This is a genomic window from Arthrobacter sp. StoSoilB19 (genome assembly GCF_019977275.1).
GTDB lineage: Bacteria > Actinomycetota > Actinomycetes > Actinomycetales > Micrococcaceae > Arthrobacter.
The window spans coordinates 1,387,010-1,410,256 of sequence record NZ_AP024650.1; the positions used below are offsets into that span (position 1 = coordinate 1,387,010).

The following is a 23,247-nucleotide window of genomic DNA, read 5'->3' on the forward strand; positions in this document are numbered from 1 at the left end:
TACGTGATGGGAGGACACCACGCCGCGTCTGGAGCCGCGGCGTGGGTAGCTGTTGCGTCCACCGGCCCCTACACCCTGGGTTGGTACCCGCTGGATCCCACGGGCATCCTCATCGGCGGCATGGCCACCGCGGGCACGGCACTGGTGTGCGACTGGGACCACCGGGCAAGCACGGTGGCCCACTCGCTGCCGCCGCTGTCCAACGTGATTGCGCGCGGCATCGAGAACGCCAGCGGGGGCCACCGGCAGGGAACGCACTCCATCCTTGGTGCCGCGGTTTTTGTCTTCCTCGCCGGCCTGGCATCGCAGGTGCACCTGGACACGGGCTGGGGCCGCCTGTCCGTGGGGGCCGGGCTGCTGTGCATGTTCCTGATCAACATTGCGGCGAAGGCGCTGAAGCTCTTTCCCAAAAGCGGCTTTATCTCCAACTGGATCTTCGCGCTGGTCATGGCGGGCCTGGTCACGGTATACGCGCCGGGGCAGTGGACCTGGCTGCCCACCTCGATGCTGATCGGGGTGGTGGTGCACATCGTGGGCGACCTCATCACCACCGGAGGAGTGCCGCTGCTGTGGCCGCTGGTGGTCCGGCCGCCGAAAATACTGCGCCGGCTGCCCCTGCTGCGGAACGTCTGGCGGGCCAACGGCGCCCTGTCCCTTCCCCTGCTGGGGCGTGCCGGTTCCAAGCGGGAGTGGCTGGTGCTGATCCCGGTCAGCGCGTACGCCATGGTGGGCATGTCGATGGCCGGCTGGGCCATCGCCCAACAGCACTGGGGCCGTGCGGCGGCTGCCGCGGGCGCCTGGATCAGGCTCTGGTTCTAGCAGGCAACACCCTTCAGCGGGAAACAGCAACGGACCGGCGGAAAAGTCCGCCGGTCCGTTGTTTGCTGTATGGAGTGGGTGTTAGTGCTCGCCCGCAGAGTCGGACCGGCCCAGGATGGTCTGCGGGATCCAGAAGGCCAGCGCAAACAGGGCCAGGCAGGCGGCCATGGGCCACGGGTTGCCCAGGCTGAGGAAGGACAGCGAGTAGATGGCGCCCAGGAACAGCACGAAGCAGACCGCGAACAGGATGACGCTGGTGGCGAGGTTGTTCTCGTTCTGCGGGGTCCGGACGGAGTCCTGGTTCGACGCCGAGTCCCGGCTGGACGCGTTGATCTGGCTGGACATATGTTCCTCCTCGGCCCCGCGGGGCTTGGTCTGCGGCCGCTTCCGGGTCCGGTCAGTAAGCGGTTGAACCCTGTTCACCCTTGACGATGGCAATCCCGGAGCTGGCACCAATTCGTGTTGCACCTGCTGCAATCATAGCCTGCGCGTCGGCCAGGGACCGTACGCCGCCGGAGGCCTTGACCCCCAGGTCAGGGCCCACCGCGCGGCGCATCAGGGCCACGTCTTCAACGGTGGCGCCGCCACCGTTGAAGCCCGTGGAGGTTTTCACGAAGTCCGCCCCGGCCTCAACGGCCGCCCGGCATGCCAGCACCTTCTGCTCATCCGTGAGCAGGGCTGTTTCGATGATGACTTTCAGGATGGCGCCGCCGGCGTGCACCGTCTCGGCCACCGCGGCGATGTCCTCGGTCAAGGCGCCCTGGTCACCGGCCCTCGCGGCGGCAATGTTGATCACCATGTCCACCTCGTCCGCGCCGTCCAGCACGGCGCCGCGGGCCTCGAACGACTTCACGTCTGTAGGGGTGGCCCCCAGCGGAAAGCCCACCACGGAACAGGTGAGGACGCCGGAGCCCTTGAGCGCCTTGGTGACGGTCTTGACCCAGATGGGGTTGACGCAGACCGACTTGAACCGGTACTCGGCTGCCTCCGCGCAGACCTTCAGCACGTCAGCTTCCGAGGCTTCGGGCTTGAGCAGCGTGTGGTCGATGTAGGAGGCGATGTTCGCGGTCCCGGCCGGATCAGCGGTTCCTGCGTGAACGGTGGCTTCGTTGCTCATGATGGTCCTCTCGAAGGGCCTTGTGGGCCCGGCGTTGACTCGGTTTCGGGAACCATCTTGTCACAGCGCACGGCGCCGGTGGCGGCCGCTCAGGCGGCAGCCTGAAGGACCGGCGCTGCAGCCGCGGCAGTCAGCAACTGGGTGGCACAGGCACCTGCCGCCGACGCGGCGGCCACCAGCAGCCCCAGGCGCACGCCGTCGAACGCTGCTGCGTCGCCGATCGCCCAGATCCCCGGCACGGACGTCCGGAAGTCCCTGCTGATCTCGATGCCGCCGCCGGCGGCCGTCCGCAGGCCCGCGCTGGCGGCGAGGCCGTCCCGGGATACCCGCTCCTCGGCCAGGACCACCAGGTCGCCGGTCATGCTGCTGCCGTCTTCAAAGACCACGGCGGAGGCGGCGAGGGGGGAACCGGCCCCTCCGGAAACGACGGCGGGGATGATGGCCGCGGGCCGGGCGGTGGTGCGGATTGGCCGCACCCCCTTGGCCCGGAGTACCGCTTCGGCCTGCCCTGCCGCTGCCCCGGTGCCCACCAGGATCCCCACGGGGCGGCGGCCCAGCTCGCGGGTGACTTCCTGCACTCCGTCCGCAATGCGCGGGGCGTCGTCGATGGTGGAGTAACTCAGGCACTGCGCGGCGCCGTCCACCGGGTTGGCCACGGGAGCCGAGCCGGTGGCGATGACCAGCTGGTCGTAGGCGAATTCCATGCCGTCGGCGGTTGCCACGGTGCGCTTGGCAGCATCGATGTGGCTGGCCGGCTGGCCAAAGCGGACGGAGACCTGGGGGAGCATGGCCAGCTCCAGCAGTTCCGCCGGGGTGTCATCGCGGTTGCTCAGCACGGTGATGGTGCCGGCGAACCGTGCCCGGTCCAGTTGGGCCACCAGGGCCTGGGCGGCGGGGCCGGCGCCGGCGATGACGATGCGGGTTGCGGCGGAGGTGGACGTTGAGGGTGCCGGAGCGGACATGTGCTGGCCCTTTCGCTGGCGGCCGGGAACCGGCCGGAACTTCATGATGGAACCCAGCGTAGGGGCCTGCTTTTTCGGTTGTGTTACCCACCCATTGCTGTTTACCGGGCCCGTGTTCGCCAGTATTTACCGGCCGGTAACAGAACGCGTGACCCACCTCTCATTCACCGGCCGGCGGACACAATCCGCCCCTCCCGGCGCACAAGTGGCCGGCACAGGCGTTCCTTAGACGCGGATCCGGTACCCGCGCTTGACTACCGTTTCAATGAGCTTTCCGTCCGGCAGTGACGAACGCAGCCTGCTGACCGTCATATCCAGTGCGTGCACGGAACCCCGGAGTTCCAGCAGGTCGGAGAGGGATTCACGGGACAGGACAGCGCCGCCGGCACCCAGCAGGGCGCGCAGGAGCAGCAGGGGAGCGGGTGCCAGTTCCACCGCCTGGCCGTCGATCCGCAGGCTGCGGCCGCGAAGCTCGATGTTCCCGGAGCGGGTGTCCAGCCGCCGGACATGGTTCAGGGCCAGATGCTCGCACACCAGCCGGATGAGGGCCCCCATGCGGAAACGTTCCGGGATGAGCGGCGTCACGCCCGCGTCCAGGAGTGGCTGTGCCGTCACGGGACCCACCACCGCGGTGGTGACGTTCAGCTTCAGGCTTTCCACCAGCTGCTTGTACAGGCCCATTTCGTGGGCGGTGCTCCACATCGCGTCCACGGCTGGGGCGCTGGTGAAGGTCAGGACGTCCAGGTTCCCGCTGCAGGCGGCCTCGATCAGGCGCGGCAGCCTGTCCTCGCCGTCGGGCTTAACCCACCGGTAGGGCGTGACGGTGAGGACCGTGGCGCCGGACATCCGCAGGCGTTCAATCTGGCGGACGTCGGTGTAGCCGTGCAGCTGCATGGCGACGGTCTTGCCCCGGACGCCTTCGGTGAGCAGCATGTCCACCAGCGTGGCGGTGGTTTCGTCGCTGCTGATGCCGACGTCGGCAAGGCCGGCCGCGCGCACGGCACCGCGGGCTTTGGGCCCCCGGACGAACATGCGGCAGTTTCCCAGCGTTTCCAGCAGTTCGTCGCCGATCCCGAAGGAGTCAGCGGCCTCGCACCACCGGCGCATGCCGTAGGCGGTGGTGGCGATGCACAGGTCCGGCTTGGCGGCGATGATGGCCCGCGTGTCCTCGATGAGGCGCATGTCCTCCTGGACGGGGGCGATCTTCAGCGCCGGCGCATGCAGCACTTCGGCACCCCGGCGCTCCAGGGCCTCGATCAGGTCGCGCGACCGCCGGTCCGAGGTGACGCCGATGCGGAACCCTTCCAAGGGCGACTCCGCGGCATCGGTGGCTTCTTCGGCCTGCGTCGTCGGTGCGGCCTGGGCCGGTTCAGCCGGTGCAAGTGCAGTCATGGGGGTCAATCCTTTCATGATCCCAGCAGCGAGGCCGCCAGCCTGTCCAGGTCTGCGGCGGCACCGGCGTGGTCACGGTTCGCTTCAGCCACCCGCACCACCTCGCCGATGACCAGCACTGCCGGGTTGCTGCAGCCGGCAGCGGCGGAGGTGATGGTGCCGAGGTCAGCGATGGTGGTGCGCTGGCCGGGCCGGTAGCCCCGCTCCACCACGGCCATGGGCATGTCCGGGCGCATCCCGGCGCGGCGCAGGCCTGCCGCCAGCTGGTGGAGGGTGCCGATGCCCATGAGCACCACAATGGTGCCGCCCAGACCGGCCAGGTGGTGGTGCTCCTTCTCCGTCAGCGGCGCGTGCCCGGAGACCACGGTGAACATGTGGCTGACTTCGCGGTGGGTCACCGGGATGCCTGCTGCGGCCGGGACCGAGATGGCGCTGGTGACGCCGGAGATGACGTGCACTTTGACGCCAGCTGCCACGCAGGCGGCAACTTCCTCGCCGCCGCGGCCAAAGACGTAGGGGTCCCCGCCCTTGAGGCGGACCACGTTGTTGCCGGCAAGGGCACTTTCCACCATCAGCTTTTCGATGTCAGACTGGCTGACCTTGTGGTGGCCAGGCTTCTTTCCGACATCCACGAGTTCCGCGGAGGTCAGCCGCGGCAGTTCCTGGTACGGCGCCAGTCGGTCGTAGAACACGACGTCGGCATCGCGGAGTGCCTTGACCGCCGCCACGGTGAGCAGGTCGCTCGTGCCGGGGCCGCCGCCCACCAGGGTGACGTGTCCGGCGGGTCCCGCAGCAGGCTCGGCCGCGACCGGGATGCCGGTCTTCCGGCAGCGGTCCAGGAAGGCGTCCCAGCCGGGCTGTCCGTCCTCGACGGCGGCGACCAGGAACAGCCGCTCCGGCAGGTGGACGAGCCGCGCCTCTTCGGGGCTGCCAAGGCGGTGCACGACGGCGCCCGCGGCTTGGTACCGCCGCACCGCCTGCCGCGCGGCGTCGGGGGCGCCGGCCACCAGGACGTTCCGGCCGGTGAGGTCGATACTGAGCTGCATGGCTATGCCTCGTTTCCAGGGGTTTCCGTGGTGGCGGAGCGGACCGGGATGGAAGCCCCGATCAGGACCTTGCCTTTTTCCTCCGGAGTGGCGGGGCGCATCTGGCCGCGCTCGTCCGGGACGAAGGTGATGGAGTCGTCCTTCTGGTCGGGGGCATTGACGAAGGAGCGGAACCGGCGCAGGCGTTCGGGGTCCTTGAGGGTGTCTGCCCATTCATCCACGTACGTGTCCACGTGCTTGGCCATGGCGGCCTCAAGGTCCTCGGCGATGCCCAGGGTGTCCTTCACCACCACGTCCTCAACGTGCTTGATGCCGCCGTCGAGCTCCTCCTGCCAGCGGGCCGTGCGCTGCAGGCGGTCCGCGGTGCGGATGTAGTACATGAAGTAGCGGTCGATGTACTTGATCAGGGTTTCGTCGTCCAGGTCCTTGGCCAGGAGCTGGGCGTGGGCCGGGGTGGCTCCGCCGTTGCCGCCCACGTACAGGTTCCAGCCGTCGGCCGTGGCGATCACGCCCACGTCCTTGCCGCGCGCCTCTGCGCATTCGCGGGCACAGCCGGAAACACCCATCTTGAGCTTGTGCGGGCTGCGCAGGCCGCGGTAGCGCAGTTCCAGCTTGATGGCCATGGCCACCGAATCCTGGACGCCGAAGCGGCACCAGGTGGAACCGACGCAGGACTTCACGGTCCGCAGGCTCTTGCCGTAGGCCTGGCCGGACTCGAAGCCGGCGTCCACCAGTTCCTTCCAGATCTCCGGCAGCTGCTCCAGCCGGGCGCCGAACATGTCGATGCGCTGGCCGCCGGTGATCTTGGTGTACAGGCCGTACTTCTCGGCCACGGCCGCAATGACGCCCAGCTTCTTGGGGGTGATCTCACCGCCGGCGATGCGGGGGACCACCGAGTAGGTGCCGTCCTTCTGCATGTTAGCCAGGGCGCGGTCGTTGGTGTCCTGCAGGGTGCCGCGGCCGGCGTCCAGGACGTAGGCGCTGTTCTGGCTGGCCAGGATGTTGGCGATCGTCGGCTTGCAGATGTCGCAGCCGGCGCCGGTGCCGTACTTGGCCATGATCTCTTCGAAGGAGGTCAGCCCCAGGACGCGGATGGCGTCGAACAGTTCCTGGCGGGACAGTTCGATATGCTCGCAGAGGGCCTTGGAGACCTCCACACCGGACTTGGTCAGCTCGGTTTCCAGCAGCTTCTTCAGCATGGGGACGCAGGAGCCGCACTGGGTGCCGGCCCGGGTGCAGCCCTTCAACTCGCCCAGTTCCTGGACCGGGGCGTTGCCCTCGCAGGCGCCGCAGGCGTTGATGGTGTCACGGATGGTTCCGGCCGTGACGTTGTTGCAGGAGCACAGCGTGGCGTCATCCGGCAGTTCGGTCTCCGGCGCCTCGCCACCGCCGGCCGCGCTCAGGAAGGCGCCCGGTTCGGCCGGGAGCTCGCGGCCCAGGAGCGGGCGCAGGCTCATGTAAGGGGAGGCATCGCCGACGAAGATGCCGCCCAGGAGGGTCTTGGCGTCATCCGTGGTCACGATCTTCTGGTAGACGCCGCGGGCCGGGTCGGCATAGACGATTTCCAGGGCGTGCTCGGTCTTGGCGAACGCGTCACCGAAGCTGGCCACGTCCACACCGGACAGCTTGAGCTTGGTGGCGGTGTCGAAGCCCGGGAAGGTGGCATCCCCACCGTGCAGCCGGTCGGCCACGATCTCCGCCATGGTGTTGGCCGGCGCCACCAGGCCCAGGCACATGCCGCCGTAGTTGGCCACTTCACCGATGGCCCAGATGCCGGGCACTTCGGTTTCGCAGTAGTCGTTGATGACCACGCCGCCGCGGGGACCCAGGCTGAATACCTGTTCCTCGCCCTCGGCGGCGCGGAAGAGTTCATCGCGGGGACGGACGCCGATGGCGACGATCACGATGTCGGCGTCGATGACGCGGCCGTCGGCCATCAGCACCCCGGTGACCTGGCCGTCGTCGTCGGAAAGTACCTCCGAGGGAAAGACCCCGCCGTGGACTTCGAAACCCTTGGATTTGATGAGCCTGCCCATGGCCTGGCCCGCGCCCTCGTCGAGCTGGGTGGCCATCAGCCACTGGGAACCGTCGATGACGATCGGGTTGGCGCCGAGCTGCTCGGTGCCGGCAGCTGACTCGAGGCCCAGGAGCCCGCCGCCGATAGTGACGGCGTTGACCTTGCGGCCGAGCTTCTCCGTGAGCTCCGCGATGGCCTTGTTGATGGCCCAGACGTCTTCAAGCGTGCGGTAGACGTGCGTGTGCTCCGCGCCGGGGATGGGCAGGCGGGCCGCATTCGAGCCGGTGGCGACCACGAGTTCGTCGTAGGGGTAGCTGTTGCCGGCGGCGGTTTCCACCGTCTTCGCTTCGGCGTTGATCTTTACGACGCGCTCGCCGGTCTTCAGGTCCAGGCCGGCGTGGTCCCACATGGACGCCGTGCCGAGCGTCAGGTCGACGTCGTTGTCGGTGAGGGCTTTGGACAGCGCCACCCGGTCATAGGGGAGGTGGACTTCCTCGGTGAGGACCGTGACATGCCAGCCATCGAGGCCGCGGGCATGCATTGCGTCCGCAAAACGGTGGGCCGCGGGGCCGCCGCCGGCGACGACGATGCGGCGCGGAGTCTCTGTGCTTGAAGTCTGTTCGGTCACTGATGGGCCTTTCGCATGGGCCGCAGGCAGTTTTCCTGCAGCCTTCTCTGACGAGCTGTCCATCCAGACTAGGGAGACGCAGTTTCGCTTCAGTTTCCCATTTGTTTCGCCAACTTAACTTCTGCATCACGAGCGCATTTCCGGGCGGGTTAGGTCTCTTTTACGCGCCGGACACATTCACCGCACCCCGTTGAAACACCCGGACCCTAGCGTTGGAAACGGCCGCAAAAGCAGCCGTGCAAGGACAACAGGCACAGGGAAAGGAGCCGGACATGACGGCAACACTGGAACTTGGGGCGCTCGCCGCCGAATCTGACATCGCTGGATTCCACACCGGCTGGCACCGTGTCTGCGCGGTGGAGGACCTCGAACCAGCCTGGGGCGAGGCCGCACTGGTGGCAGGCCGGCAGGTGGCGCTGTTCCGCACCGGCCCCAGTGAAGTCTTCGCCGTGGCACACGAGGACCCGGCCACCGGAGCCCACGTCATGGCGCGCGGCATCCTGGGCTCAAAGGGGACGCGGCCCACCATCGCCTCCCCCCTGCACAAGGAGGTCTACGACCTTGAGACCGGCGAATGCTTCACCACACCGGGCCTGCGCCTGGCAGCATTCAGCACCCGGGTCACCGACGGCATCGTCGAGGTGCAGCTGTAACACCCGCACCCCTTATGGGGCGCCGGGCCTTCAGTGGCCCAGGCGCCCTTTGGTGTTTAACCGGCAGTTCCTACAGGCCCAGCGCTTCGCTGACGTCGTGCAGGACCTCGTCCAGCGAGGCACGCGCGGCCTGGCGCGCTGCCGGCAGTTCCGCGGCGGACCCCACCTGGTGGATCACCTCGAGGTAGCACTTGAGCTTGGGCTCGGTGCCGCTGGGCCGGATGATGACACGGGTCAGGTTTCGGGTGATGTAGAGCAGCCCTTCGGTGGGCGGCAGGTGCGCGCTGCCTTCAGCCAGGTCCGTGAAGACCTCCACAGCGGACTGTCCGAACGATTCCGGCGGCGAAACCCGCAGGCGGTTCATCATGGCGTCCAGGAGTCCCAGGTCCGCAACCCTGATGCTTAGCTGGTCGCTGGCGTGCAGGCCGTGCTGGAGGTACAGCTCATCCAGGGTGTCGAAGACCGTCTTGCCTGCGGCCTTGGCCGCTGCCGCGAGTTCGGCGATCAGGACGGCGGCGGAAATGCCGTCCTTGTCCTTCACCAGCTCCGGGGCAACGCAGTACCCCAGCGCCTCCTCGTAGCCGTAGACAAGCCCGGGAACCCGGGAGATCCACTTGAACCCGGTCAGTGTTTCCTCATGGGCGAAGCCGGCCGCGGCGGCGATGCGGGCCAGCAGCCGTGAGGAAACGATCGAATTGGCGAAGACGCCCCGGCCGTCAGCGTCCGCGCCGGCGGTGCCGTCCGCGAGCCGGGCCACCATGTGGGCGCCCAGCAGGGAACCCACTTCGTCGCCCCGGAGCATCCGCCAGGCGCCCGTATCGGGATCCTTTGCCGCCACGGCTGCCCTGTCGGCGTCGGGATCATTGGCGATCACGAGGTCGGCGTCCAGCTGCGCGGCCGCCTCGAGGGCCAGGTCCAGGGCGCCGGGTTCCTCCGGGTTGGGGAAACTTACGGTGGGAAAATCCGGGTCCGGTTCGGCCTGTTCAGCCACCACGGTGACATCTTTGAAACCTGCCGCTTCCAGGACGTCCAGCGCAGTCCCGCCGCCGACGCCGTGCAGCGGGGTGAGGACTATCCGCAGGTCCCGGGCGGGGAAGCGGTCCGCCATGGCCAGTGCCGCCGTCGCCCGCTCATACCCGGCTGCCAGCGAACCGTCCAGGACGGTCCAGCCGCCCTCTGCCAGCGTGATGGATTCCAGCGGCCCCACGGCGCTGATCCGGCCAGCGATTTCCGCGTCGTAGGGCGCCACGATCTGGGCGCCGTCGCCGTCTGCCGGCACGGCATGCCGTCCCAGGTACACCTTGTACCCGTTGTCCTGGGGCGGGTTGTGGCTGGCGGTGACCATGACGCCGCCGTCGCAGTCCAGGGCGCGGACGGCGTACGCCAGCAGGGGAGTGGGGAGGGGCGCCGGGAGCAGGAAGGCTTCGATGCCGGCCCCGGTGAAGATTGCCGCGGTTTCGGCCGCGAAGACATCCGAGTTATGCCGGGCGTCATACCCGACGACGGCGCGCGGGCGGGTGCCCGGAGCGGCCTTGGCTGCGGCGTCCCCCAGGAAGGCCGCGAGTCCCGCTGCGGCGCGGCGCACCACCACCCGGTTCATCCGGTTCGGCCCCGGGCCAAGGGCGGCGCGCAGCCCTGCCGTGCCGAACTGGAGCGTGCCGCGGAAGCTGTCTTCCAGTTCCTGCCGGGCCGCGGGATCGCCGTCCTCAACAAGGCGGACAAGCTCAAGGAGCAGCGCCTTCGTTGCGGGATCCGGGTCTTGGGCAGCCCATTCGCGGGCTTCGGTGAGCAGGCGAAGTTCGGCATCGGAAGACGTCATGGGCCTAACGCTATCGTCATTGCCCGTGCCCGTGACGCACCCTGGGCGCCTGATCCGTTAGAGCCGGGCGATGATATCGGCCAGCAGCCTGGAGATGCGCGGGCCGGCTGCCTGGCCGGATTCGATGACTTCCTGGTGGCTGAGCGGCTGGGGGCTGATCCCGGCCGCGAGGTTGGTGACCAGCGAAATTCCGAACACTTCCATCCCGGAGTGCCGCCCGGCGATGGCTTCCAGCGCCGTGGACATGCCGATCAGATCGGCACCGATCCGCTTGGCGTACTGCACCTCGGCCGGTGTTTCGTAGTGCGGGCCGGGGAACTGTGCATACACGCCCTCGTCCAGGGTGGGGTCCACCTCGCGGGCCAGCCCGCGGATGCGCGGCGAGTACAGGTCGGTAAGGTCCACGAAGGTGGCGCCTTCCAGCGGTGAGGACGCGGTGAGGTTGATGTGGTCCTTGATCAGCACCGGGGTGCCGGGGGCCCAGTCCTCGTTGAGTCCGCCGCAGCCGTTGGTGAGGACCAGGGTGCTGCACCCGGCGGCCGCCGCGGTCCGGATTCCGTGGACCACTGCCCTGACGCCCTTGCCCTCGTAGTAGTGCGTGCGGGCGCCCAGGACCAGGGCGCGCTTTCCCGAGGGCGTCAGTATGGAGCGGATGGTGCCCACGTGGCCTTCCACGGCGGGGGCATGGAAGCCGGGGACTTCTTCGGCCGACACGGTGGCGGTGGTCTCGCCGATGAGGTCGGCGGCCTCGCCCCACCCGGAGCCGAGGACCAAGGCAGTGTCGTGCCGGTCCACGCCTGTCTCTTCGGCGATGTAGTCCGCTGCGGCGCGTGCGGCGGCAAACGGGTCCGTGTTCAGGAAGTCTGTTGTACTCACCAGTACAAGTTATCGTGCCGCCCGTGTTGCCCCCGTCACGGCCGGCCCGGAGAGCGCCCTGTTTTCTTGGTGGTCAGCGGCAAATGGGCGAGAATGGATGACTGTGACTACGCATCCAGATTTCAGCTCCCCCCGGATCGCAATCCTGGGAGGTGGTCCCGGTGGATACGAAGCTGCCATGGTGGCCGCCTCGCTCGGGGCGACGGTCACCATCATCGAACGCGCGGGCCTGGGTGGATCCGCCGTGCTGACCGATGTGGTTCCGTCCAAGACCCTCATTGCCACGGCCGACCTGATGACCCGCGTGGCAGAGGCCGGCGAGCTGGGAGTGAAGTTCGACGTCGACGGCGGCGACTTCGTGCCGGTGATGCGAGCAGACCTCAAGCACATCAACGACCGCCTCCTCAACCTTGCCCGCAACCAGTCCCAGGACATCCGGGACGGCCTGGAAAAGCTGGGCGTGCGGATTATTGCGGGTTCCGGCCGGCTGCTGGACACCCACACCATCGAGGTCATGACGGTGGACGGCACCGAGACTGTAGAGGCGGACACCATCCTGCTGGCCGTGGGCGCACACCCGCGCGAGCTGGAGACCGCCCGCCCCGACGGTGAGCGGATCCTGAACTGGACGCAGATCTACAACCTGGACGAGCTGCCCGAGGAGCTCATCGTGGTGGGGTCCGGCGTTACCGGCGCGGAGTTTGCCTCCGCCTACAACGGCCTTGGTTCCAAGGTCACCCTGGTGTCCAGCCGCGACCGCGTGCTGCCCGGCTCCGACGTTGACGCCGCCGTGGTCCTGGAGGAAGTCTTCGAACGCCGCGGGGTCCGGGTTTTGTCCCGTTCCCGTGCCCAGACAGTGGAACGCACCGACAAGGGCGTGGTGGTGACCCTTTCCGACGGCTCCACGGTGACCGGCAGCCACTGCCTGCTCTGCCTGGGGTCCATCCCCAATACGGCAGGCCTGGGCCTCGAGGAGGCCGGCGTCGCCGTCAGCGAGAGCGGCCACATCAAGGTGGACGGCGTCTCCCGCACGACGGCCCCGAACGTCTACGCCGCCGGTGACTGCACGGGCGTCCTGCCGCTGGCCTCCGTGGCCGCCATGCAGGGCCGCATCGCGGTGGCGCACTTCATGGGCGACGGCGTGACCCCGCTCAAGCTCCACCAAGTGGCATCCAACATCTTCACCTCGCCCGAAATCGCCAACGTTGGCGTATCCGAAGCCGAGATCGAGTCCGGCAAGTACCAGGCCGACGTCGTCAAGCTCTCCCTGCGCAGCAACGCCCGCGCCAAGATGCGCAACGCCAAGGACGGGTTCGTCAAGATCTTTGCGCGGAAGGGTTCCGGCACGGTGATCGGTGGCGTGGTGGTGGGGCCGAACGCCTCGGAGCTGATCTTCCCGATCTCCATCGCGGTCAAGCAGAAGCTGCACGTTGACGACGTCGCCAGCACCTTCACGGTGTACCCGTCGCTGACCGGATCCATCTCCGAAGCCGCCCGCCGCCTGCACGTCCACATGTAAGGGCCGAAGGGCCCGCATTCGCTGGGCAACCCGTTGTTACACTCTGCTCATGATTGGGCTTCCCTTCGCGGGAAACGGGCTGGTGCATGCCGGGTTCGTCGGGCTGGGAATTCTCGCAGCCCTGCTCTTCTACGCATATGAGAAGCGCCGCCGCGGGCTGACGGATCCGCGGTTGTGGCCGATAGCCGGTTTTGCCGTTGCCTTCGGGGCCATCGGTTCCAGGTTGCTTACCTGGGATATCTCACGCCAGGTTTCACTTGCTGACTGGTGGGGCAACGGCGACCGCAGCATCCTGGCCGGGCTTGTGGGGGCCTGGGGCGGCGTGCTCCTGGCCAAACGGTTGACCGGTTACCGGCAGCCGACGGGGGATCTGCTGGCCCCTGCTGTAGCCCTGGCCCTCATCATCGGGCGCATCGGCTGCCTTCTGACAGAGCTCCCCGGCACGCCAACCGGGGGAGCGTGGGGAATCCTTCTCACCCCGGCCCAGGCCGCGCTGATCGGGGCGCCGGCCGGGGTGGGGCTTCATCCGTCTTTCGTCTACGAGATCTTCTTTCACGCGGCCGCTTTCGCCGTGATGTGGCGTTTCCGGGACCGCCTGCCCCACCCCGGCGACCTCTTTATCTGTTTCGTCAGCGCCTACGCCGTGTTCAGGTTCCTGGTCGAGTTTGTCCGGGGCAATGAGGTGCTGTGGCTGGGGATGAGCCGGCCCCAATGGTTCCTGCTGGCGGTTTTGCCCCTCCTGGTGTGGCGGGTCCGGCGTGTTTTCGGCTCGCCGCTCCGCCGCGAGATGGAAGGAACCGCAGCATGAGTGACGCTCCGGACATCCCGCCGCAGCCCCCGGACCAGGGCAACCTGCCGCCGCAATCACCTGCCGGCGGTTCCCTGGCGGCCGGCATCGTCTTTGGGGCGCTGGCCCTTTACGCCGTCTATGTACTGGGGACGATGGCTCGGGGACCGTATGCCTGGTCAGCCACCTTCCTGGCCGTGCCATCCCCGTTTATCCCCATTGCCGTTTATTTGGCGGTATCCATCGCTCTGGCCATCAGGCGCTCGACGGCCCGGTTGGGTGCAGGGCTGCTTATCGGTTTGGGAGTCTTCACCCTGCTGGGTGGCGGCCTTTGCGTCGCGTTCCTTGCCCAGGTCCGGGCCTGACATGAATGACGGTCAAGGGGTTCCGCCGGAGGAGCAACGGCGTGGGCAGCAGCCGGAACCGCGGGGCGGCTATCTGGGGTCTGGAGTCGTCTACGGGGCTGTGGCGCTGTACATCCTCTACCTTTGGGCAACAGTAGGCATTGGAGCACCGAACATCGCACCACCGAATGCATGGGCAACCAGCATCTTCGCCGGGCCGGCAGCCTTCGTCCCGATCGCCGTCTATCTGGGGCTGGCTGTTGTTCTTGCCGTCAGTCCCCGCACCGCGCGCACCGGGGCCGGGCTGCTGATCGGGCTCGGCATATTTACGTTACTCGGCGGGGGACTTTGCGTGGGTGCCCTGGTGCAATCCGGAGTTTGAGAAGGGGCGCCGATTCATGAAGTCTCAACAGTTGCCCGGTCCGGGACAGCCGCTGCGCGGTGACAGGATCCACCGCTATGTGACCGCTTTCTGCCCCAAATGCCACGAAACCAACCCTCCACTGAGCCAGGTCCGCCGGCTGGCAGGGACGCTGCTCATTCGTGACGGCCGCGTGTGGCTCGAACGGGGCTGCCCGGACCATGGGCTGGTCCGCACCCTGTACGACGAGTCTCCGGAAATCCTCCGCTACCTGGAGAAGTGGCAGGCGCCCACCAAGCAGCACATCCCTGACCAGACCGACAATTTCCGCCCTGTCCCTGAGGCATATGCCTTTGGGCTTCCAGCCATGCAAACGCAACACACCTGCATCCTGCTGCAGGACATTATTGAGCACTGCAACCTGCGCTGCCCCACCTGCTTCACCGCATCCGGCCCACAACTGCAGGGAGTCGCACCATTGAGGGAGGTGCTTGACAATGTTGACACCCGCCTGGCCCGGGAAAACAACCGCCTTGATGTGCTGATGCTCTCCGGCGGTGAACCAACGCTGTACCCATATCTTGCCGAACTGCTGGATGAACTCGTTTCCCGGCCAATCGTCAGGATCATGGTGAACAGCAACGGCATGCTCATTGCCACCGATGACCACCTGCTTGCCCTGCTGGAACAGCACCGGGACAGGGTGGAGGTGTACCTCCAGTACGACGGTCCATCCAGGGAATCGTCGATCCACCACCGCGGCGAAGACCTTACCCGCTTCAAGGACGCGGCAATTTCGCGCTTGTCGGATGCAGGCGTTTTCACCACGCTGACCATGACAGCATCCCTGGGCGTCAACGACGGTGAAGTCGGTGCCGTGGTGATGCGTGCCCTGGAGACTCCCTTTATCGGAGGGGTGGCGCTGCAGCCCGTCTTCGGTTCCGGACGCGGACACGGCATCGATGCCATGGACCGGCTCACCCACACAGGCGTCCTTGAAAGATTGGCCGGGCAGACCAACGGCGTGGTGTCCTGGCACGACCTGACAGCGTTGCCCTGCTCCCACCCGCACTGCGCCTCAGTGGGTTACATGCTGAAGGACGACGCCGGCGTCTGGAGGTCCCTGGCAGCATTGATTGGGCATGATCAGCTGCTCACTTGGCTCGAGCTTAACCCGGACAGCCTTGCGAACCGGATCGCCGACAGCGCCATCCCGCTGGAGCTGCGGAACCTGATGAAAACCTCGCTGCTTGACCTGTTGAGCGAACAGGCGTCCCTGTCCCACCCCCGCACGATGGACCTTTGGAAGAACGTCTGCACCCAGTGCGATCTTGGCATCGGCACGCTTACCACCCTGGCGGCGGGCAAACTCCCGGGGCAGCAGCAACGCCTCCGCAGGCTCCTCGCGGAACGGGTAACGCGCATCATGGTCAAACCTTTCATGGACATCTCCACGATGATCGAGGAACGGCTCACCCAATGCTGCGTGCACGTGGGAACCAAGAGCGACGCCGGCGCGCATCAATGCGCGCCGTTCTGCGCAGTGCAGGCCTGGCCCTCGCTGGCGAGGCAACGCATGAGCACGGCCACTGGTGCACGGCTGATTCCGATGCGTCACGTCTAGGGAGGAATGATGGACTCCGCGTCACACGCCCGGCGGATCGCCGCCGGCCCGTTGCCCTCAGAGCTTCTGGGCGCCAAGCACGGCGTCATGCCTGCAGTGCCCTCTGCCCCTCCGGGTTCCGGCCCTGACAACGCCGAAGCACCACCTTTTGACCCGTTGCGCCTGTGCATCTTCGCCACGGTTGCCCTGCTGGGGTGGCTGGCAGGGCCCGTGGCGCTGTCCGTGTTTGCAGCCATCGGGTTCATCGGATACTGGAAAGCGCGGCGGCGCGGCCTGATGAAATCCAAGTGCTACCTGCGCGACACGAGGCTCGTGCTGTCCTATCTGGGTGTCCTCCTGGCCGCGGGCATCTACGGGATCTACCTGGTCACGGGACGATTGTTCGGGGTGTGAAAAGCAACCACAACACGCCACTCAGGCTGCCGGCACCGCCCGGAAATGCCGTTCAATGAGGCCCTTGATGTCCTCATGGCAGCCACCGCATCCTGTGCCCGCCCGGGTGGCCTTGGAAACGTCCGCCACCGTGGAGCAGCCGTCGGCCACGGCGCCCGTGATGGTGTTCCCGCTGACTCCGGCGCACCGGCACACGGTCCCGGCCGGGTCCGCGGCTGCGCCCGGCAGCTGGTCCGGCCCGTCCAGGCGGAGGAGGAGCGACCGGTCCGCAGGCAGTTCGGCGCCGCGTTCGAAGAGTCCCACCAGCTCGGCCGCCGTGCGGGGCATGCCCACCGCCACCAGGCCTTCGAGCACTCCGCCTCGGGTGGTCATCTTGACGTACCGGCCGTGCTCAGGATCAGCCCACTGGGCCACCTGCAGGCGGGCCCTGCCGTTGGCCGCGCCCGCCGTGAGCGCTTCCTCGTCCCACGGATCCGCGTCGTTGTTCCCGGCCACAGCCATGTTCAGGCCGCGGGCCTTCAGCACCACGACGCCGGGCTGTTCCGGCGGGAGCGCGGACAGCAGTTCCGCCTCCTCCACCCCACCGGAGGACAGCAGGGTCAGGTAGCCCGCCAGCCACTCGGCCTGCCGCCAGCCAGGGCCCACCAGGCCGGAGGGCCCCGTGGCGTTCCGGCATGCGGCGCAGCCCGGGTCGGGGCAGTGGACCTCCGCGCAGTCGCCGATGGCAAAGATATGCGGTTCGTGGTGCGCCCGCAGCGTGTGGTCCACCAGGATCCCGGTGCCGGTGGCCAGCCCGCAGCCGTCGGCCAGCTCCGTCCGGGGACGCACCCCGCATGAAATGACCAGGAGGTCCCCGTCAATCGCCTGCCCGTCGTCCAGCAGCAAAGCCGAGAAACCGCCGTCGGGCGCGTTGTGCTCAACGCCGGTGGAACGGGCGTTGCCTGCCACCCGGACCCCGCAGCGCCGCAGCCCTGCAGCGAGGACGGCCCCGCCGGCACGGTCGATGCTGCGCCCCAGGGGGTGCGGGCCGTTGTGGACCACCGTGACGGTGGCGCCTTCCTCCGCGGCGGCCAGCGCCGTTTCCAGGCCCAGGACGCCGCCGCCCAGGACCACTACGCGCTTGCCGCCGTCCACCGCCTGCCGCAGGACAGCGGCGTCGCGAAGGTCCCGCAGCGCGGTGACGCCGGCGGGAAGCACGGGGGAGGAAGGATCCGGGTTGATGCCGGTGAGGTTGGGAATGACAGGCCGGGATCCGGTGGCGAACACCAGCCGGTCGTAGTGCACGGGTGCTCCTTCAGCAAGCAGGACCTGCTGCCGTGGCCTGTCCACGCGCTTGACCCGCACGCCCAGGCGGACGTCCACGCCGTCCGCGGCCAGCTCGGCGGCATCGGCAAGGGCCAGTGCGTCAGCGGTGGTCCGGCCGACGCCGAGGTCGGCCACCAGGACGCGGTTGTAGGCTGCCTCGGGTTCCTCACCGAGCACGGTGACCTGGACCTGCCCTGCGCGCACGGCCGGCAGGAGCTCGTCCACCAGCCTGGCGGCCACGGGGCCGAATCCCACGATGACAATCTGCTCGCTCATGAGGCCTCCGTCGTTTGCAGCATGCGGGCGGAATCGGGTGCGGCCACGGGCCGGACCCATACGGTGTTGAATTTGAATTCGGGCATCCCGGAGATGGGATCAGTGGCGGCTTCGGTGAGGCGGTTGGCGCTTTCGGAGCCGGGGAAGTGGAAGGGCAGGAACACTGTTTCCGGGCGGATGGCTGTGCTCAGCTCCGCATGGCACACCACCTCGCCGCGAACGTTCGCCACGGAGACCAGCGATCCGGCGGCGATGCCCATGGCGGCTGCCGCCGAGGGGTGGATCTGCACCCTCGCCTCGGGCTGTGCGGCGACGAGTTCGGCCACCCGCCGCGTCTGGGCCCCTGACTGGTAATGCTCCAGGAGCCGACCGGTGATGAGGGTCATGGCTTTGCCGGCGGGGTCTCCGGAGGTCCCGCCATCGCCGGCAGAAATACGACGGCGGCGCGGCACCACCGGGACCATCACGGCCTTGCCGTCGGAGTGGGCGAAGCGGCTGGCGAACAGCCGCGGCGTTCCGCTGCTGCCGGCCGGGTAGGGCCAGTAGGCGGCCTCCCCGCGGTCCAGCATGGCGTAGTCAATGCCCGAGTAGTCTGCCAGGCCCCCGGCGGAGGCACGCCGCAGTTCCTCGAAGACCGTCTCCGGATCCTCGCTGTAGGTGGACGGGGCGTCCAGCCGCTCGGCGAGGCGGGCCATGATCCACAGCTCGCTCCGGGCACCAGCCGGAGGTGAGATGGCACGGCGGCGGCGCAGGACGCGGCCCTCCAGGTTGGTCAATGTCCCCTCCTCCTCCGCCCACTGCAGCACGGGAAGGATAAGGTCCGCCTCCGCGGCGGTTTCGGACATGAAGAAGTCGCAGACCACCAGGAAGTCCAGGCTCCGCAACCCTTCGATGACGGCGTTGGCGTCGGGAGCTGCCACCGCGATGTTGGAGGCATGCACAAAAAGGCACCGGACGCCGTCGGGCTTTCCCAGTGACTTCAGCAGCTGCACGGCGGGCAGGCCGGGTCCGGGGATGGTCTCCTCCGGAACGCCCCAGACGGCCGCGACGTGTGCGCGGGCAGCCGGGTCGGTGATCTTGCGGTAGCCCGGGAGCTGGTCCGCCTTCTGGCCGTGCTCGCGGCCGCCCTGGCCATTGCCCTGGCCGGTAAGGGTCCCGTACCCGCTGCGGGCGGAGCCCGGCAGGCCCAGGAGGAGGCTGAGGTTGATGGCCGCGGTTGCGGTGTCGGTGCCGTCCACGTGCTGTTCCACGCCGCGTCCGGTGAGGATGTAGCTTCCGCCTTCCTGCGCCCCGGCAGCGAGCATGCGGGCGGTTTGCCGGATCAGTTCCGCGGGGACGCCGGTCAGCGACTGGACGCGTTCGGGCCAGAAGGCGTTGACGCTGCGGACTACGGCGCTGTAGCCCGAGGTGCGCTCTTCGATGTAGGCGGTGTCCACCAGGTTCTCGTGGATGACCACGTGGGAGAGGCCCAGCAGCAGGGTAAGGTCGGTGCCCGGCAGCGGCTGGAGGTGCAGGCCGCCGCCGTCGGCCGTAAAGGCTGCCGTGGCGGAGCGGCGGGGGTCAACCACCACCAGCCCGCCGGCGTCGCGGGCTCCGCGCAGGTGCTGTACGAACGGGGGCATGGTCTCGGCAACGTTTGACCCCAGCATCAGGATGGTGCTGGCGGTGTCCAGGGCTTCGAGCGGGAAGGGCAGGCCGCGGTCCACGCCGAACGCCCGCATTCCGGCGGCCGCGGCGGATGACATGCAGAACCTGCCGTTGTAGTCGATGCGTGAGGTGCCCAGGGCCAGCCGGGCGAACTTGCCCAGCTGGTAGGCCTTCTCATTGGTGAGTCCGCCGCCGCCGAAGACGCCGACGGCGTCCGCGCCGTGGCGTGCGCGGGCGTCCTTCACTGCCTGGGCGGCGAGGTCCAGGGCCTGGTCCCAGCCGATGGGCCGGTGGACGCCGTCGGGTCCCTTCAGCAGCGGCTCGGTGATCCGGCCCGCGTGGTTCAGGAGCGTGGGGGAGGTCCACCCTTTGCGGCAGAGGCCGCCGCGGTTGGTGGGGAAGTCCCGGCCTGCAACCTCCAGTGCGGGCGCGGGATTCGGTGCAGGCACGGGGCCTGGCCCCGGCTGGGCAGCCGGGGCCAGGTCCGCAGGGGACGTGAGCGTCATGGCGCACTGCAGGGCGCAGTAGGGGCAGTGCGTGTCGGCGCTTTTGGTCATGTTAGACGTGTCCCATCGCGTTCCGGCCGGCGTTGCGGATGTAGCAGGTCCAGCAGACCAGCAGCATCACCACGTAGGCGGCAACGAATCCGTAGAAGGCCGGGGTGTAGGAGCCACTGGCGGTGCTGGAAGCGTTCAGGACCTGGGGGATGACGAAGCCGCCGTAGGCGCCGATCGCTGAGATCAGCCCGAGTGCCGAGGACGCCAGGCGCTGGGTTGCCACGGAGCTGGCGCCGTTGCGTGCGGCCCGGCTGGAGGTGGCGAAGATGACGGGGATCATCCGGTAGGTGGCGCCGTTTCCAAAGCCGCTGGCGGTGAACAGCATCAGGAAGAGGACCAGGAAGAGCCAGAAGTTCTTCAGCGGCAGGGTCCAGATCATGGTGAGGGTGATGACGGCCATGGAAGCGAAGGCTGTGACCGTCATCCGGGCCCCGCCCATGCGGTCCGCCATGCGTCCGCCGTACGGGCGGGCCAGCGAGCCCACCAGGGGGCCCAGGAATGCAAGGGACAGGGCCACGGTGCCTACTCCGATGGAGGAGAACGCGGGGAAGTAGTCCTTGATCAGCTTGGGGAACACACCGGCGAAGCCGATGAATGAGCCGAAGGTGCCGATGTACAGCAGAGCCATGATCCACAGGTGCGGTTCCTTGAGCGCAGCGACCGAGCCGGCCACGTCACCCTTGGCGCTGGTGAGGTTGTTCATGTACTTGAAGGCGCCGAACGCTGCGAGAAGGATGAAGGGAACCCACATCCAGCCGGCCATGGGAAGGTTGACGGTGCCGGCGGCCAGCAGGGTGATCACGATGGGAACGGCAAGCTGTGCGACGGCGGCGCCCAGGTTCCCGCCTGCGGCGTTCAGGCCCAGCGCCCAGCCCTTTTCCCTGGCCGGGTAGAAGAAAGTGATGTTCGCCATGGAGCTGGCGAAGTTGCCGCCGCCGAAGCCGGCCAGTGCGGCCACGAGCAGCATGACGCCGAAGGGCGTCTCCGGGTTGGAGACACACAGCGCCAGGCCGGTGGAGGGGATCAGGAGCAGCAGGGCGGACACGATGGTCCAGTTGCGTCCGCCGAACCGGGGAACCATGAAGGTGTACGGGATGCGGAGGGTGGCGCCCACGAGGCTGGGCATGGAGATGAGCCAGAAGATCTCCGAGGTGGAGAATGTGAAGCCGGCGGCCGGCAGCTGGACCACCACAATGGACCACAGCTGCCAGACAACGAAGCCGAGGAACTCGGCGAAGATGGACCAGTTCAGGTTGCGGCGGGCGATGGCGCGGCCGGCGGTTTCCCACTGCTCCTTGTTCTCGGCATCCCAGTTGGCGATCCAGCGGCCGGGGCGGAATTCAAGGGCAGGGGTGTCTGTGGTGCGGGTAGAGCCGGGCTGTACGCCGGCATCGACGGTGCGGTCAACAGTCACGGGTTACCTCCTTCAGGGGGATGTTGTTCCTCAAAGGTAGGGACGGCGCGTTTCACGGACGGTCGATGTTTGTTAACGCGCTGTGACTTTTGCCTATCCGGTCCGGCCCGGCGGCGTGAGGCGGCCTGCGGGACCGCATTGTGAGACATGCAACACACGTCCGAATGGTGGACGTTTCGTCCATTGACTGGACGTGGCGAAGTAAGATCGAACTCTAACTATTCGAGCCGGGAGGGCAGCCCTGCCTGTGCCCGGCCGGTCTCACGAAAGCGTTTACCTATGTCATCCACCGATACCACCACGGTGCCTGGTTCGCACCAGCCGGTGAACTCCCGCGGCCGCGTCATCGTGGCCAGCCTGATCGGCACCACAGTGGAGTTCTACGACTTCTACGTCTATGCCACTGCCGCCGTGCTCGTTTTCCCGAAGCTCTTCTTCCCGGGCGCGAACGAAACCACCCAGCTGCTGAGCTCCTTCGCCGTTTTTGGCGTGGCATTCATCGCCCGGCCGCTCGGCTCCATCGTCTTCGGGCACTTCGGCGACAAGTTCGGCCGCAAGGGCACGCTGGTGGCGTCGCTGTTGACCATGGGTATTGCCACCTTCCTCATCGGCTGCCTCCCCACCGCGCTGGTTCCGGGCTGGGAATTCTGGGCACCGGCCCTGCTGGTGGTCATGCGCTTCGCCCAGGGCCTTGCGCTCGGCGGGGAGTGGAGCGGGGCCGCGCTGCTGGCCACCGAGAACGCCCCTGCCAACAAGCGGGCCATCTACGGCACCTTCCCGCAGCTGGGCGCCCCGATCGGCTTCATCATCGCCAACGTCATCTTCCTGGTTGCGAGCTACACCCTGACGCCGGAAGCTTTCCAGGCGTGGGGCTGGCGCGTCCCGTTCCTGCTCAGCGCCGTCATGGTGATCCTGGGCCTGTACGTACGGCTCAAGCTGATCGAAACCCCCGCCTTCACCAAGGTGCTGGAATCCAAGGAGGTGGCCAAGCTGCCGCTTGGCCGCGTCTTCAAGACCAGCTGGCGCCAGCTGATCCTGGGCACCTTCATCATGCTGGCCACGTACGTGCTCTTCTACCTGATGACCACGTTCACCCTTACCTACGGCACCAAGCCAACCCTCGAAGGTGCCAAGGCCGCGGCCGAAAAGGCCGGAAAGCCCATGTCTGACGCCGCTGCTGCCGCGTTCGTTCCAGGCCTCGGCTACACCCGCAACGACTTCCTCTGGATGCTGATTGCCGGCGTCGTCTTCTTCGGCATCTTCACCCTGGTCTCCGGACCCCTTGCCGAAAAGTACGGCCGGCGCAAGATGCTCCTCGCCGTCACCGCGGGCATCTTCGTGTTCGGCCTGCTGTTTGTTCCGCTGTTCAGCGGCGGCTTTGTGGGCACCATGGGCCTGCTGATCCTCGGGTTCTCCCTCATGGGCCTCACCTTCGGGCCCATGGGAGCGCTGCTGCCGGAGCTGTTCCCCACGAACGTCCGCTACACCGGCTCGGCGATCAGCTACAACTTCTCCAGCATCCTGGGCGCTGCGGTGGCACCGTTCATCGCCGTGGCCCTGTGGGAAGCGGCCAAGGGCAGCCCTGTCCTGGTGGGTGTCTACCTGACGGCCATGGCCGTGCTCACCCTGATTGCGCTGTTCCTTACCCGCGAAACCCGCGACCTGGACTACGAGAACAACGTGGCCTGACG

The 23,247-nt window shown here is 67.7% G+C and carries 20 protein-coding genes; 9 read left to right on the forward strand and 11 right to left on the reverse strand.

Annotation, left to right across the window (positions count from 1 at the left end; translation table 11 throughout):
• Nucleotides 1–6: 6 nt before the first annotated feature.
• Nucleotides 7–819 carry a metal-dependent hydrolase gene (locus LDO86_RS06415; protein WP_018770120.1) on the forward strand — a complete coding sequence of 271 codons (813 nt, stop codon included), beginning with the start codon at nucleotides 7–9 and terminating at the stop codon, nucleotides 817–819.
• Between the two features lie 81 nt (nucleotides 820–900).
• Here the strand turns inward: LDO86_RS06415 and LDO86_RS06420 are convergent, their stop codons facing one another.
• The 6 genes from LDO86_RS06420 to nirB form a co-directional block, all read right to left on the reverse strand.
• A complete protein-coding gene (locus LDO86_RS06420; RefSeq protein WP_018770119.1) occupies nucleotides 901–1,164 on the reverse strand; it encodes a hypothetical protein in 264 nt (87 codons plus the stop codon).
• 52 nt (nucleotides 1,165–1,216) lie between these two features.
• The gene (gene deoC / locus LDO86_RS06425) at nucleotides 1,217–1,936 is read right to left on the reverse strand and encodes a deoxyribose-phosphate aldolase (RefSeq protein WP_018770118.1); all 720 of its coding nucleotides are present in this window, start codon (nucleotides 1,934–1,936) and stop codon (nucleotides 1,217–1,219) included.
• A gap of 89 nt (nucleotides 1,937–2,025) precedes the next feature.
• Nucleotides 2,026–2,898, reverse strand: coding sequence for an FAD-dependent oxidoreductase (locus LDO86_RS06430; protein WP_026265906.1), 873 nt, complete (start codon nucleotides 2,896–2,898; stop codon nucleotides 2,026–2,028).
• Nucleotides 2,899–3,123: 225 nt separating this feature from the next.
• The gene (locus LDO86_RS06435) at nucleotides 3,124–4,290 is read right to left on the reverse strand and encodes a uroporphyrinogen-III synthase (protein ID WP_018770116.1); all 1,167 of its coding nucleotides are present in this window, start codon (nucleotides 4,288–4,290) and stop codon (nucleotides 3,124–3,126) included.
• A 14-nt stretch (nucleotides 4,291–4,304) separates the two neighbouring features.
• Nucleotides 4,305–5,336 (reverse strand): uroporphyrinogen-III C-methyltransferase, encoded by a 1,032-nt coding sequence (cobA, locus tag LDO86_RS06440; protein WP_018770115.1) that lies wholly within the window; start codon nucleotides 5,334–5,336, stop codon nucleotides 4,305–4,307.
• 2 nt (nucleotides 5,337–5,338) lie between these two features.
• Complete coding sequence (gene nirB / locus LDO86_RS06445) at nucleotides 5,339–7,981, reverse strand: nitrite reductase large subunit NirB (RefSeq protein ID WP_018770114.1); 2,643 nt, start codon at nucleotides 7,979–7,981, stop codon at nucleotides 5,339–5,341.
• A gap of 272 nt (nucleotides 7,982–8,253) precedes the next feature.
• Between nirB and nirD the strand changes: the two genes are divergently transcribed.
• Nucleotides 8,254–8,634 carry a nitrite reductase small subunit NirD gene (gene nirD / locus LDO86_RS06450; RefSeq protein WP_018770113.1) on the forward strand — a complete coding sequence of 127 codons (381 nt, stop codon included), beginning with the start codon at nucleotides 8,254–8,256 and terminating at the stop codon, nucleotides 8,632–8,634.
• Nucleotides 8,635–8,704: 70 nt separating this feature from the next.
• On the opposite strand, the gene LDO86_RS06455 is transcribed toward nirD, so the two are convergent.
• Together LDO86_RS06455 and LDO86_RS06460 are read right to left on the reverse strand one after the other, a co-directional pair.
• On the reverse strand, nucleotides 8,705–10,453 hold the full coding sequence (locus tag LDO86_RS06455; protein WP_018770112.1) for a phospho-sugar mutase: 1,749 nt from the start codon (nucleotides 10,451–10,453) through the stop codon (nucleotides 8,705–8,707).
• A gap of 57 nt (nucleotides 10,454–10,510) precedes the next feature.
• Nucleotides 10,511–11,329: a purine-nucleoside phosphorylase gene (locus LDO86_RS06460; protein ID WP_224084381.1), complete on the reverse strand. Its 819-nt coding sequence runs from the start codon at nucleotides 11,327–11,329 to the stop codon at nucleotides 10,511–10,513.
• A gap of 103 nt (nucleotides 11,330–11,432) precedes the next feature.
• Here LDO86_RS06460 and LDO86_RS06465 point away from each other — a divergent pair, with 103 nt between their 5' ends.
• From LDO86_RS06465 to LDO86_RS06490, 6 genes are read left to right on the forward strand one after another with little or no spacing between them, the layout of a single operon-like run.
• The gene (locus LDO86_RS06465) at nucleotides 11,433–12,848 is read left to right on the forward strand and encodes an NAD(P)H-quinone dehydrogenase (RefSeq protein WP_018770110.1); all 1,416 of its coding nucleotides are present in this window, start codon (nucleotides 11,433–11,435) and stop codon (nucleotides 12,846–12,848) included.
• A 49-nt stretch (nucleotides 12,849–12,897) separates the two neighbouring features.
• The gene (locus LDO86_RS06470) at nucleotides 12,898–13,656 is read left to right on the forward strand and encodes a prolipoprotein diacylglyceryl transferase family protein (RefSeq protein WP_018770109.1); all 759 of its coding nucleotides are present in this window, start codon (nucleotides 12,898–12,900) and stop codon (nucleotides 13,654–13,656) included.
• Nucleotides 13,653–14,000: a hypothetical protein gene (locus LDO86_RS06475; RefSeq protein WP_018770108.1), complete on the forward strand. Its 348-nt coding sequence runs from the start codon at nucleotides 13,653–13,655 to the stop codon at nucleotides 13,998–14,000. The genes LDO86_RS06470 and LDO86_RS06475 overlap by 4 nt, the downstream gene beginning before the upstream one ends.
• 1 nt (nucleotide 14,001) lies before the next feature.
• Entirely contained in the window at nucleotides 14,002–14,361 is a 360-nt protein-coding gene (locus LDO86_RS06480; protein WP_043425075.1) for a hypothetical protein, read from the forward strand.
• Between the two features lie 16 nt (nucleotides 14,362–14,377).
• Nucleotides 14,378–15,964 carry a radical SAM protein gene (locus LDO86_RS06485; protein ID WP_051081390.1) on the forward strand — a complete coding sequence of 529 codons (1,587 nt, stop codon included), beginning with the start codon at nucleotides 14,378–14,380 and terminating at the stop codon, nucleotides 15,962–15,964.
• 9 nt (nucleotides 15,965–15,973) lie between these two features.
• Nucleotides 15,974–16,357, forward strand: coding sequence for a hypothetical protein (locus tag LDO86_RS06490; RefSeq protein WP_018770106.1), 384 nt, complete (start codon nucleotides 15,974–15,976; stop codon nucleotides 16,355–16,357).
• 21 nt (nucleotides 16,358–16,378) lie between these two features.
• On the opposite strand, the gene LDO86_RS06495 is transcribed toward LDO86_RS06490, so the two are convergent.
• The 3 genes from LDO86_RS06495 to LDO86_RS06505 are packed head-to-tail and all read right to left on the reverse strand — an operon-like array spanning nucleotide 16,379 to nucleotide 21,556.
• On the reverse strand, nucleotides 16,379–17,938 hold the full coding sequence (locus LDO86_RS06495; protein ID WP_018770105.1) for an FAD-dependent oxidoreductase: 1,560 nt from the start codon (nucleotides 17,936–17,938) through the stop codon (nucleotides 16,379–16,381).
• The gene (locus LDO86_RS06500) at nucleotides 17,935–20,142 is read right to left on the reverse strand and encodes a molybdopterin oxidoreductase family protein (RefSeq protein WP_018770104.1); all 2,208 of its coding nucleotides are present in this window, start codon (nucleotides 20,140–20,142) and stop codon (nucleotides 17,935–17,937) included. The genes LDO86_RS06495 and LDO86_RS06500 overlap by 4 nt, the downstream gene beginning before the upstream one ends.
• A 1-nt stretch (nucleotide 20,143) precedes the next feature.
• Nucleotides 20,144–21,556: an MFS transporter gene (locus LDO86_RS06505; RefSeq protein WP_018770103.1), complete on the reverse strand. Its 1,413-nt coding sequence runs from the start codon at nucleotides 21,554–21,556 to the stop codon at nucleotides 20,144–20,146.
• Between the two features lie 279 nt (nucleotides 21,557–21,835).
• Between LDO86_RS06505 and LDO86_RS06510 the strand changes: the two genes are divergently transcribed.
• Nucleotides 21,836–23,245, forward strand: coding sequence for an MFS transporter (locus LDO86_RS06510; protein ID WP_018770102.1), 1,410 nt, complete (start codon nucleotides 21,836–21,838; stop codon nucleotides 23,243–23,245).
• Nucleotides 23,246–23,247 lie beyond the last annotated feature (2 nt).

Coding starts and splice junctions, on each gene's coding strand:
- LDO86_RS06415 (WP_018770120.1), top strand. CDS start 7: ATGGGAGGACACCACGCCGCGTCTGGAGCCGCGGCGTGGGTAGCTGTT.
- LDO86_RS06420 (WP_018770119.1), bottom strand. CDS start 1,164: ATGTCCAGCCAGATCAACGCGTCCAGCCGGGACTCGGCGTCGAACCAG.
- deoC (WP_018770118.1), bottom strand. CDS start 1,936: ATGAGCAACGAAGCCACCGTTCACGCAGGAACCGCTGATCCGGCCGGG.
- LDO86_RS06430 (WP_026265906.1), bottom strand. CDS start 2,898: ATGTCCGCTCCGGCACCCTCAACGTCCACCTCCGCCGCAACCCGCATC.
- LDO86_RS06435 (WP_018770116.1), bottom strand. CDS start 4,290: ATGACTGCACTTGCACCGGCTGAACCGGCCCAGGCCGCACCGACGACG.
- cobA (WP_018770115.1), bottom strand. CDS start 5,336: ATGCAGCTCAGTATCGACCTCACCGGCCGGAACGTCCTGGTGGCCGGC.
- nirD (WP_018770113.1), top strand. CDS start 8,254: ATGACGGCAACACTGGAACTTGGGGCGCTCGCCGCCGAATCTGACATC.
- LDO86_RS06455 (WP_018770112.1), bottom strand. CDS start 10,453: ATGACGTCTTCCGATGCCGAACTTCGCCTGCTCACCGAAGCCCGCGAA.
- LDO86_RS06470 (WP_018770109.1), top strand. CDS start 12,898: ATGATTGGGCTTCCCTTCGCGGGAAACGGGCTGGTGCATGCCGGGTTC.
- LDO86_RS06475 (WP_018770108.1), top strand. CDS start 13,653: ATGAGTGACGCTCCGGACATCCCGCCGCAGCCCCCGGACCAGGGCAAC.
- LDO86_RS06480 (WP_043425075.1), top strand. CDS start 14,002: ATGAATGACGGTCAAGGGGTTCCGCCGGAGGAGCAACGGCGTGGGCAG.
- LDO86_RS06485 (WP_051081390.1), top strand. CDS start 14,378: ATGAAGTCTCAACAGTTGCCCGGTCCGGGACAGCCGCTGCGCGGTGAC.
- LDO86_RS06490 (WP_018770106.1), top strand. CDS start 15,974: ATGGACTCCGCGTCACACGCCCGGCGGATCGCCGCCGGCCCGTTGCCC.
- LDO86_RS06495 (WP_018770105.1), bottom strand. CDS start 17,938: ATGAGCGAGCAGATTGTCATCGTGGGATTCGGCCCCGTGGCCGCCAGG.
- LDO86_RS06500 (WP_018770104.1), bottom strand. CDS start 20,142: ATGACCAAAAGCGCCGACACGCACTGCCCCTACTGCGCCCTGCAGTGC.
- LDO86_RS06510 (WP_018770102.1), top strand. CDS start 21,836: ATGTCATCCACCGATACCACCACGGTGCCTGGTTCGCACCAGCCGGTG.